11 protein-coding genes are annotated in these 11006 nt (G+C 43.4%); 7 read left to right on the forward strand and 4 right to left on the reverse strand.

The window, feature by feature from the left end:
- The first annotated feature begins 13 nt into the window (after positions 1 to 13).
- The 5 genes from F5971_RS07685 (at position 14) to F5971_RS07705 (ending at position 4638) form a co-directional block, all read left to right on the forward strand.
- Entirely contained in the window at positions 14 to 826 is an 813-nt protein-coding gene (locus tag F5971_RS07685) for a SphA family protein (RefSeq protein WP_193494598.1), read from the forward strand.
- A 77-nt stretch (positions 827 to 903) separates the two neighbouring features.
- A complete protein-coding gene (locus F5971_RS07690; RefSeq protein ID WP_036508231.1) occupies positions 904 to 1095 on the forward strand; it encodes a 4-oxalocrotonate tautomerase family protein in 192 nt (63 codons plus the stop codon).
- Positions 1096 to 1242: 147 nt separating this feature from the next.
- Entirely contained in the window at positions 1243 to 2940 is a 1698-nt protein-coding gene (locus F5971_RS07695; RefSeq protein WP_193494599.1) for a sigma-54-dependent Fis family transcriptional regulator, read from the forward strand.
- Between the two features lie 102 nt (positions 2941 to 3042).
- Positions 3043 to 4482, forward strand: a complete 1440-nt coding sequence (locus F5971_RS07700; protein WP_193494600.1) for a methyl-accepting chemotaxis protein — start codon at positions 3043 to 3045, stop codon at positions 4480 to 4482.
- Between the two features lie 3 nt (positions 4483 to 4485).
- Entirely contained in the window at positions 4486 to 4638 is a 153-nt protein-coding gene (locus F5971_RS07705; RefSeq protein ID WP_193494601.1) for a hypothetical protein, read from the forward strand.
- A 13-nt stretch (positions 4639 to 4651) separates the two neighbouring features.
- Here F5971_RS07705 and F5971_RS07710 read toward each other — a convergent pair whose 3' ends face one another.
- On the reverse strand, positions 4652 to 5542 hold the full coding sequence (locus F5971_RS07710; protein ID WP_343042583.1) for a LysR family transcriptional regulator: 891 nt from the start codon (positions 5540 to 5542) through the stop codon (positions 4652 to 4654).
- Positions 5543 to 5690: 148 nt separating this feature from the next.
- Between F5971_RS07710 and azu the strand changes: the two genes are divergently transcribed.
- On the forward strand, positions 5691 to 6131 hold the full coding sequence (gene azu / locus F5971_RS07715) for an azurin (protein WP_036508236.1): 441 nt from the start codon (positions 5691 to 5693) through the stop codon (positions 6129 to 6131).
- Positions 6132 to 6146: 15 nt separating this feature from the next.
- Here the strand turns inward: azu and F5971_RS07720 are convergent, their stop codons facing one another.
- Complete coding sequence (locus tag F5971_RS07720; RefSeq protein ID WP_193494602.1) at positions 6147 to 8351, reverse strand: diguanylate cyclase domain-containing protein; 2205 nt, start codon at positions 8349 to 8351, stop codon at positions 6147 to 6149.
- Positions 8352 to 8507: 156 nt separating this feature from the next.
- On the opposite strand from F5971_RS07720, the gene F5971_RS07725 reads away from it, so the two are divergent.
- A complete protein-coding gene (locus tag F5971_RS07725; RefSeq protein ID WP_036508238.1) occupies positions 8508 to 9317 on the forward strand; it encodes a substrate-binding periplasmic protein in 810 nt (269 codons plus the stop codon).
- A gap of 12 nt (positions 9318 to 9329) precedes the next feature.
- Here F5971_RS07725 and F5971_RS07730 read toward each other — a convergent pair whose 3' ends face one another.
- Both F5971_RS07730 and F5971_RS07735 read right to left on the reverse strand, forming a co-directional pair.
- Positions 9330 to 9797, reverse strand: coding sequence for a tetratricopeptide repeat protein (locus F5971_RS07730; RefSeq protein WP_036508241.1), 468 nt, complete (start codon positions 9795 to 9797; stop codon positions 9330 to 9332).
- Between the two features lie 87 nt (positions 9798 to 9884).
- Entirely contained in the window at positions 9885 to 10880 is a 996-nt protein-coding gene (locus tag F5971_RS07735; protein WP_193494603.1) for a sensor histidine kinase, read from the reverse strand.
- Between the last annotated feature and the right edge of the window lie 126 nt (positions 10881 to 11006).

Genomic DNA, 11006 nt, shown 5'->3' on the forward strand with positions numbered 1-11006 from the left:
TAAAGGAAATGCTATGAATACGTTTAAAGCCTGCGCCTTAGCCGCTTTACTACTGTCCCCCTTAGTCTCTCATGCTGGTCAATATGTGCCTGGCATTGAAGGGGTAAAATCAGCCGTTGTACCGCCACCGGGTGTCTACTATCGTGGTTACGCCGTTCATTATGACGCAGATAAAGCGGACGGTTTACCACCGAATAGCCGTGTAAAAGTGGATGCCTTAGCACACCGTTTTATCTGGGTCACAGAAACCGAAGTGCTCGGTGGTCAACTGGGTTTCGAGGCGATTTTACCTATGGTCAGAACGGATCTGGATATTGGTAACGGCATGGTACGTGACAAACAAACCGGACTCGGTGACCTCTTTGTAGGGTCCTTGATTGGTTGGCATGGTGATCGCTGGGATGCTGTCGCTGCTGCGGGTATTTGGAGTCCTACAGGTAAAAGTAGCCGTCCCGCTGATCCTGGGTTTGGCTATACCGAGCTGATGCTGACGCTTGGGGGGACTTATTTCTTGAACGATAAAAAGGATCTCTCTTTCTCAGCCTTGTCGCGTTATGAAATAGCCGATAAAAGCGGTGTTAAGGATGAGCTCGTAGTTGAGTGGGGGATAGGTAAGCATCAAGGGTTGTTGGATTTGGGGCTTGTCGGTTATAGCCGCTGGGAGTTAGAGAGTGGAAAGTCTGAAAGCCACGCTATCGGGCTGTCTGCTGGCTATTTCTGGCCACAGCTCATGATGGGAATTGATGCAGGCGTTTACCAAGAGCACAGTGTTAAACAGGGGTTTGAAGGGACTAAGTTGAGAGTTGCACTCACGAAAGTGTTTTAATGATTGAGTCTGCATCGAAATGTGTCATCCGTTAGGCAAACGGGTGGCCCAAAATGCATCCTTCAAAGGAGGTCGTTATGCCAATTGCGCAGCTTTACATTATGGAGGGGCGAAGTGATGAGCAAAAAGAACGTTTGATTGCGTCAATCACAGAGTCAATCGCATCCTCTTTAGATACACCTATCGATGCGGTTCGTGTCATTATCACTGAAATGCCAAAACAACATTTTGGTATCGCAGGAAAATCGGCCAAGCAGCTAGGTCGATAAAGTACTTAGCGCTTTTCACACTGGCAGACGTTAAGTGAGAACGACCTAACGTCTGTTAAAGGCTATGTGCAGAGCCGTTAGTCTAGATACACTTAAACGACGAATTCAGCTATTCTCATGATCGATATAATAAAAACAAGGTATACCATGACTTATAGCAATTTAGTGTTTCCGGACATTAAGCATCTTGTTGAAAAGCTACATTTTAATCCAGAGGAAGGCAAAATTTGGTTAGCTGAACAACGGACTGTTTTGATGGGTTTGGGTGCGCTTTCAAGCTTTCGAAAGGAAATTATTACAACCTTAGGCATGGCGCGAGCCAAAGGCTTTTTCATGCGGTTAGGGTACTATTCCGGTATGCGTGATGCTGAGTTGGCAAAAAAATTAAACCCAGATGCAGACCCAGATCAAGCCTTTCTAACCGGCCCTCAACTTCACTGCCTTCGAGGAATGGTCAAAGTTATTCCTCTAGCACTTGAATACGACCCTGCTAAAAAACATTTCTACGCCGAGTTTGAATGGGTTGATTCGTTTGAAGTTGAAATCTGTCGAATGTCATTAGGGCAGCTTGAAGAGCCTGCATGCTGGATGCTTTTAGGCTACGCATGCGCATATTCGAGTTACTTCACTGGCCTGGATATACAGTTTCGGGAAGTTGAATGTCGAGGGCAAGGGGATCAGCATTGTCGAATTGTTGGTAAAGTCGCATCGGAATGGCCCGATCACGAAGAGTTTAGTCATTTGTTTCGTGAAGCCCCATTGATTGACGAACTCTACGAACTGCAATCCCGCATCGCGGATTTAGAGCAGAGTCTTGGTTACCCAGAGAATCTACCTAAGGCAATAGGTGAGGCTCCACCCTTCACAAGTGCATTAGAAATGATAGACCGTGGAGCAAACGCCGAGGTGACCATGTTATTAATTGGCGAAACGGGAACCGGCAAAGAGGTGTTGGCTCGGCGTGTGCATAGCATGAGTTCACGGAAGGATGGCCCTTTTGTAGCTGTTAATTGTGCGGCGATTCCGCCAGAGTTGATTGAGTCAGAGTTATTTGGTGTGGAAAAGGGGGCTTTTACAGGAGCGACCCAATCCCGTAAGGGGCGATTTGAGAGGGCTCATGCTGGAACTATTTTTTTAGATGAAGTGGTTGAATTATCACCCAGAGCTCAAGCCGCTCTGCTACGCGTGATTCAGGAAGGAGAGCTTGAGCGTGTTGGCGATGACCAAACTCGAAAAGTAGATGTTCGCATTGTTGCGGCGACCAATGAGGATCTGGCAAATGCAGTCAAAGCAGGGCGTTTTCGTGCAGATCTGTTCTACCGTATCAACGCCTATATGGTCATTATTCCACCCTTACGTGAACGCCAAAATGATATTGCCCTCCTCGCTGAGCATTTCCGGAAGCGATATGAAAAACAGTATCGAAAAGTGACCTTAGGATTTACAGACCGCGCCCTCGCGGCACTGCATGATCACAATTGGCCAGGGAATATCCGCGAGCTGGAAAACACGGTTGAGCGCGGTATCATTCTGACAGATGATAATAGCTCGATTACAGAACAGAGTTTGTTCAGTATGAGCGGGAATAAAAGTTCACATGAACATGATAAAGTCAGAAAAATTAATACATCATCGGGTCAGCTTGAAAATTCTTCATCAGAAAGGGTGTTTATTGACTCTTTATCAGAGCAAATCTTGGTACATCAGATTAGCATAGAAACTCTCGAAAAATCGTTAATTGAAAGAGCGATGAATAGATCTGAAGGCAATATTGCGGCAGCTGCTCGATTACTTGGGTTAAGTCGCCCAGCGCTGGCCTATCGAATAAAACGCAGTCAAAATTAATGCGATACATGCCAATATTACTCATTTCAGATCAAATGATGATTGATTTACGTTTTCTTTATCAGATAATGCTTAAGTTACCCATCAGCGAAGCGGAAAGTTATGATCAATATAAAGCGCTCTCTTAGTCTTTTAATCCTATCAGCCTTGATCTTAATGTTGATCTCCTCTGCTTCAACCTTTGTGTTGATGAATAAAAGTGCACAAACCTTAGTCGAGCATATTAATACCGATGTTGATGTAGAAAGGCATTTGTCTAAGCTTTTATCTGAGTCATTAGGCTTACGCCTTGCGGTGCTGGCTAAAATTACGAATCCCAGCAATGAGCAGCCGAATCGAAGCTATGAGCGCGCAGAACAGGAAATGACCGCTGCCATTACAGAAATTCAACAAATGAACATTGAGAAGCTGAATAGATTGCTGGTGTTGCACTCCACATGGATGCGACTGTCACAGCAGATGATGCAAGATGCGTCGAACGCACGTACTGAGCAGGCATTGGCAACGATTTCGACAGAAGCGCCCATTTGGCAAGCTTTTCGCGTGCCCTTACTTGAGGAGTTAGCCTTGAGCAGTGAACAGGCCAGTACAGCCTATCAGATAGCCAATCAGCGCCGGAACCAAGCGGTTACCTCAACGTTACTGCTGATGGCATTTGCGTTAGCCTTAATGACCTTTATCAGTCTGGTGTTTTACCGTCGCATGAGTTTGGCCTTAGGTGGTGACGTCAACTACGCCGTAAAGGTGACGCATGCCATTGCCGAAGGGGATTTGTCTCTTAAGGTTGAGGTGGCACCGGGCGCCGACAAAAGTTTACTGGCTGAGTTGAGTAGAATGCAGAGGGGGTTACAAACCTTAGTTACATTGGTCAAGCGTAATGCAGAGGATGTAAGCCAAGAAGCTCAAAGTGTTCATAGTAAAACGGACGAGTGTCTTCGTTTAACCCAACTCCAAGCCCAGAGTACTGATACTGTTGCCTCAGCGATGACAGAAATGACGGCCAGTGCACACGAAGTGTCAAGCAATGTAGCACAAACAGCGCAAGCGGCACGTATTGCTGAAGAGAAAGCGGTCAATAGCCAGCAGCAGCTGACAACAACGCTGACAACCCTAGAGCTGTTGAATCATAATATTCAAGATACCTCACAGGTGATGAATGATTTACAAGCTAGGACGGAGGGAATCAATCAAATCATTGATGTCATTCGTAATATTGCCGAGCAAACCAATCTACTCGCCCTAAATGCGGCGATCGAAGCTGCGCGAGCGGGTGATCAAGGTCGAGGGTTTGCAGTGGTGGCAGACGAAGTGAGAACGTTAGCGACGCGATCAGCGCAAAGTACCGAAAAAATCAGTGAAGTGATTGGTGCATTAATCGCAGAGTCACGTCGTGCTCACCAAGCGATGGAAAAGAGTCGTGAGCAAACATCTGAGACAGTGACGCTAGCCAACGTGACCTTATCTGAGTTAAATGAAATGATGAAAGCGATTGAACAGATTGCGGACATGAGCACTCAGATAGCAAGTGCTGCCGAGCAGTAGTCCATGACGGCAGATGATATTAATCGCAATATGATCACCATTAATGAAATGTCCGAAGCGAGTCGGCAGGCCTTTAATGAAACGTTCAGTTCGACAGAGCGTCTGAGTTATGCGTCGAAAATACTCAGTAACGAGGTTGAAAAATTTAAAGTTTAATACAACTCCATCGCTAAAAAGTGATGCTTTTAGCGATATCAAAAAAAGACTGCACTAATGGGGAGTCGCGATCATCATCGCGCCGTCCTAAGTGAATATGCTTATAAATGCCCTCTTGCCCTAAACGAAGGGGGCGAATCGGCAAGGTGTTGGCTGTCTGCTCCACGAGCCAGCGTGGTAAGGCTGTGACACCACGGTTTGATGCAACCATCTGCAGCAAAATTTCAGTTGCTTCTAAGGTTTTGTGCTTTTTAGGACGACAATTCGCAGGCAATAAAAACTGCTGAAAAATATCCAATCGATCCACATCAACCGGATAGGTTAATAAAACCTCATTGACGAGTGCGTGTGGCTCAACATGGTTAAGATCATGAAGTGGATGGGTTGCCCCCACCACGAGAACCAATTCATACGAAAACACAGGTTCGAAGGTCACACCGGGTCTGTGTAATGGATCGGGGGTGACTAAAAGATCGATATCATGATTAAAAAGAGCGGCCATACCGCCAAATTGAAAACTTTGCTTAACATCCAGATCCACATTGGGAAACTGGCTTAAAAAAGGGCTAACAACTTTAAGCAGCCATTGATAGCAAGGATGACATTCCATACCAATGTTTAGGCTGCCTTGCTCATGCTGGGCAAATTGAAGCAGTGTTTCATCGATGCGCTCGAGTTGTGGCAGTACACGTTTTGCTTCTTTTAATAAGTAATGGCCTGCTTGGGTTAAACGGACACCGCGCCCATCTTTGACCCAAAGAGGCCCTCCAATCATAGACTCCAACTTTTTGACAGTATGACTGAGTGCGGATTGCGTGAGATTCAAGGCATCTGCTGCAGCTGTGACGGAGCCTTTGCGCTCTAGCTCGCGAAGAATACGAAGATGGGTGCGTTCAATCATCATTAATTACTATTTTTAATCGGTTGATATCAATCTATCCTTTTTATTCATTGCTTTCAATTTTTCGCATGTATGGTGATTTATTTTTTTATTTGATAATAGTAATAATAATGATTACTATCAATCCGTCAGTTAATAACGGAGTTTTCAAATGAAACGTCTTACGCTAACGAGCCTATTGCTATGCTTGCCTGCTTTTGCTTTTGCATCAACCTGCGAGTTGAGCATTGATAGTACAGATCAAATGAGATTTACAGAAACTGAGCTTCGTGTTCCGGCTGGGTGCGAAACCGTTAATCTTACGTTGACTCATTCGGGTAATTTAGCCAAAACAGTCATGGGCCATAATTGGGTATTGGTTGAATCGGATCAGCTTAGTGCCGTTGCTACTGCTGCCATGGCGGCGGGTGCGGCGAATAACTATTTGCCTGAAGGCGATGATCGAATTTTTGCAGCAACGGATCTAATCGGGGGCGGGGAAAGCACGAGTATCGAGTTTTCAGTGGCCGATTTGAAAGGAAAAGACCTTACCTTCTTCTGCTCGTTTCCTGGGCATTCTGCTTTGATGAAAGGGGCGTTTATTGTAGAGTAAGTGCCTTGCTTGAACTCACTCGATGACTTGAGTAAAGATGCTGAATTGATTCTTGCCAGATAGCTTTGCTTCGTACATCGCTTGATCGGCTTGTTTTAATAAATCTTCGAAATCGAGTGTTTTTTCCTGCGGGTAAAACGTTATTCCCAAGCTAGCCGAAACATTAAAGCGCTTGTCTTTATACGTGTGCGTGGTCGTGCATGCTTGAAGCAGGCGCTTGGCCGTTCTTTTACAGGCATCTTGATCACTAAGATCGGTTAAGATTGCAACAAATTCATCGCCACCAATCCTTGCTAATGTATCGCCTTCTCGCAGGGATAAACTCATTTGCTTGGCTACGAAGCGCAGTAAACTATCGCCTGCGTCATGCCCATATTCATCATTGATTCTTTTGAAGCCATCCAAATCTATAAAGACAACAGCCAGTTTACGATGATGGCGATGAGCATTCAGTATTGCTTGTTTCAAGCGGTCTAAGAGCAAAGAACGATTGGGTAGGTTTGTTAAAAGATCGAAATGCGCCATTTTTTGCAGACGAGATTCCTGCTGTTTTTGAAGACTAATATCAGTAAACAATGAAACGTAATGAACAATCGTATGGTTTTCATCTCGAACCGCCGTAATGGTAAGGTGCTCTATAAACACTTCGCCATTTTTTCGCCTATTCCAGACTTCTCCATTCCAATTTCCATCTTGTTGAATCGCGCTCCAAAGTTCAGCATAAAATTGTGAGTCTTGGTGTCCAGATTTGAGTAATCTGGGTGTTTGCCCAATCACATCTGATCGTTCATAGCCAGTGATTGTACAAAAAGCATCGTTAACTTCCAGGATCACCCCATTTGGGTCGCAGATCATAATCCCTTCGTTAGCATGGCTAAATACGCTTGCAAGCTGGCTTAGTTTGATGTTTTGCTCATGCAGTAATGCGAGATGTTGTTGTCGTTCAGTAATATCCTCCATGATGCCGACGAAGTGCGTAAGCTCATGTTGATCATTATTAACGGCAGAGATTCGAGTGGCCACGATGATTGGATGACCTGAGATGGTTTTGTTTATTAACTCTCCTTCCCAATCCAAGCCTTGCTGCAAATGTGTGTTAAGTTGATTGAGCACCTCGGGAGAGGTTAAGCCACTGGCTAAACAATTTGGGTTTTGTCCGATAAGTTGATCCGATGAAAATCCAAACAAGCGTTCAACTGCAGAATTGACATAAACAATAGTACGGTATTTATCTGTAACGATCACGGCTGCGGTTGAGTGTTCGACTGCACTAAAAAGAAGCTTCTTTTGTTCTTGAATAACAGAACGCCGCAGTACTTCGATAAAGAGGCCAGTAAAAGAAACCAGTATAAGTAGAAGAAAAGCAACCAGCATCATCATTTGATTTTTGTTACTGGAGCGCCAGTTGTAAAGAAGGTCCTGCTTTGATTGTGTGACCGAAATGATAACAGGGTAACGCAATGAAAGACTCAAGGCGTGCGTCAGGTGTTCGGATGGTATTCGTTGAGTTTTAAGCCCGGACTCAAGTAAGAAGGATACATCGGGTAAAGGAGTATGCTTAGGTAATGTTGAAATTAAGCGTTCGTTATCATAGCCGATTAAGCTTAAATCAAAATGAGCACCATTTGCCCCTTCGTTCTGATCGAATAGCTCAGTGAAGTAATCTGGATTGAGTGCAACAAGTATCCAGTAGGTTTCCCCCTTTTCCTCCTTAAACCATAAAGGAAGACCTGTAATCAGTATTGAGTGGTTAGAACGGATGGTCATTTGATCCGTCATGGGGACAAAACGTTGATCAATTGAACCAAAGATAATTAAACCATTTGATGAACGTGAGTTTCGATGTTGATCCAGTTGAAGATGCTGAGTATCAAGATGTTTACCTTCACTGCGTCCTGCACTGTCTATTAAGACGGATGTGTCTTTCAGAACGAGAATTTGACGAATATGAGGGGCGAAGTATAGGGTGTCATCAATACGCTCTCTTAAGCGGGCGAGCCAACTTGGGTCTTCAGTGTCTAGAGGACGTTGAGGGATGAGTGTTTCCAGTGAAAGAATACTGGCTTCCACAGACTCCAGTGTACGTGTAATACTGCGCTCTAATATTTGGCTTTGGAATGTAATTCTTTGATTGTTAAGATCATTTTCTTTTTTGAGACTGCTCCATACCGTCATTATTACGGTACTGATCAAAGCAAAAAACAGTATGACAATTAACACAAGGAAACGCCAATGCGTGTATAACCTGTGTAAACTAAATATCGAGCGAACAGACTGAAGTTTTTGTAGATCTAAAGTACTCAACCCTACGCTTCCAATTTAATCTATTAACATTTAAGCTCCGCAATTCTAGCACATAAGATTGGAACTCACGAAATGAAATTAAAGCGCTTTGGTCTGATTGCTATGCTTCTATATGTGTATAACGTCAGCATTGCTGAAGAATTAAGTGCCAAAAAAGCTGACCGATTGCTCAATATAAAAATGAATAACGAATTACGTGTCTGTATTTGGCCAGACTATTACTCCATTACGTATCGTAATCCTCGTACTCAAATGTTAGAGGGGATTGATATTGATATTGCGCATGCATTTGCAGAGTTTCTCGATGTAAACATCATTTTTGTAGACAGTTCTTTTGCGATGCTTGTGGAAAATTTATCAAACAATCGTTGCGATATAGCCATGCATGGTGTTGGAGTACGTGAAGATCGTGCGCAGTTTATGGCGTTTACGCAACCGCATCTCCGTAGTGGTATTTTTGCAGTGGGTCGAAAGAACAATTCAGATATACAGTCATGGGAGGATATAGATCAGCTAGGCAATATAGTAGTGGCTCAAAAAGGCACGTATATGGAACCTGTAATGCGTGATCAATTAGAGTATGCCGAACTAACCGTGGTGGATGATTTTATGGCCAGAGAACAAGAAGTTATGTCTGGCAGGGCGGATGTGTTCATGACCGACTACCCTTATGCGCTCAGAATGGTGTCTTTAACTCAATGGGCTCGTCTTATTGAGCCTCCAACTCCACTAGCACCAACGGATTATGCGTATGCAGTCCCACTCAATGAGGATCAATGGTTAAAGACAGTCAATCATTTTATGGACGAGATACGGTCAAAAGGGTTGTTACTTGAATTTGCACGTAAGAATGGTCTAGAGCCGATCGTCTTAGTTGACTAAAAGCTGTACTTTTTAAGGGGCACCTTTTAACTTTAAATATTCTAAAGCTGGCGTAAAACCGTCCTCTGCTGAGAGCCTCATCCACTGCCACGCCAAGTCTGGATTGGCCTCGACCCCCTTGCCCTCGAACAAGTTGAGGGCGTAATTGTATTTCGCAAGGCTGGCATAGCCACCTTCAAGCTCAGCGGCGGTGCGCAGTAAGGTATTTGCGTAAGCGAGATCTTTCTGTACACCAACACCTGTTTCATATATTTGTGCCAGCCCAATGTAGGAATAGCCATCTTGCCAACGAGCAATACAGTCCTCAAAGATTCGAATAGCGCTGGTGTGATCACCTGTTTTTCGCGCCACATATCCATAAAAGCATTTGCCACGCTGATCTGAGTCAATCACGGCTTGATAGTCTGGAGTGGCCACTGCCTGTGTGTTGATTTGCAATAGGATTAAGCAGGATAATGCCTTTAAGGTTAAATACTTCATTATTGTCGTACCAAGGTTTTTTATTGAGTGTAGATGTCTGAACGTGAGGTCGCCAGAAAGCGGATTCAGATCGATACCAAAAGAGTACTAAAGTATAGGTTTAACGTGGATGGGGATGGAGACCCAAAAAATAGCGCCTTTGGATAATGCTGATTTGTAACCTATTTTACCTCCCATTCCTTCAATCAGTTGCTTACTGATCGCTAATCCTAATCCTGACCCCTCAAATTGACGATTCATATCACTTTTTTCTTGTCTGAACTGAGTGAATAAAAAAGGAATGAAATCAGGTTTGACTCCAGGTCCTTGGTCCTCTACTGATATGGTTACGCTATTATGTTCTACATAAATATCTATTTTAACTTTTGAAAAACTAGGAGAGAATTTGATAGCATTTGATAATAAGTTTGATATGACCTGCTCAAATCGGATCGGATCAACGCAAATACTAATGTTCGATTCAAACTGGCAAAGCTCAAGGCGAATACCTTTTTCAGAAAGGTAAGTACTGTGTTGCTCAGTGGACCTAGTTAATAAGGGGTATAGCTCCACATTACGTAATTCGATATTTAATTTGTTTGATTTAAGTTTTGCGAAATCAACAACGTCGTTAACCAATGCTTTCAATCTATGTGCATTACTAAGCGAATTTTTAATTAGTTTCTTGATCTTTTCCGGTAGGTTGCCTATTTTTTCTGAATCTATTAGATCAAGACTTCCCAGTATAGCGGTAACGGGTGTTCGGAATTCATGGCTTATATTTGCAATAAAATCATCTTGAAGTTTTTCATATTTTTTTCGTTTTTGGATATCAATAATCAGTATAATGAACGCTATGTCTTGAGCTGTTTTAGAGTTGTCCAGTTGCCGTATTTGAATCTGAACATCAATATTTTCGCTGATCCTTCTAATTTTGGTTTCAAATGTATTAATCGAGAATGGCCTTTCTATAGAGGGGTTTTCCTCAGTTGATGCATAAAATAATGATTTTAAAGGATTTTCTTCCGGTGAGCTGTCGTGGAAAAGAGCAAATATTGATTGGTTAATAAGGCCTTCAGGTGGTAATCCCGTTAAGTCTGTCATGAACTGGTCTAATAGAACTGGACACTTTAATTAGCGACAATATCAGTCAGCTATTGAGGTGTCATTATGAGTCAGAAACGAACCTACAAACAGTACTCAACTGAGTTTAAAGAAGAAGCTGTATCT

Source organism: Nitrincola alkalisediminis, from assembly GCF_009821115.1.
In the GTDB taxonomy this organism is placed as follows: domain Bacteria; phylum Pseudomonadota; class Gammaproteobacteria; order Pseudomonadales; family Balneatricaceae; genus Nitrincola; species Nitrincola alkalisediminis.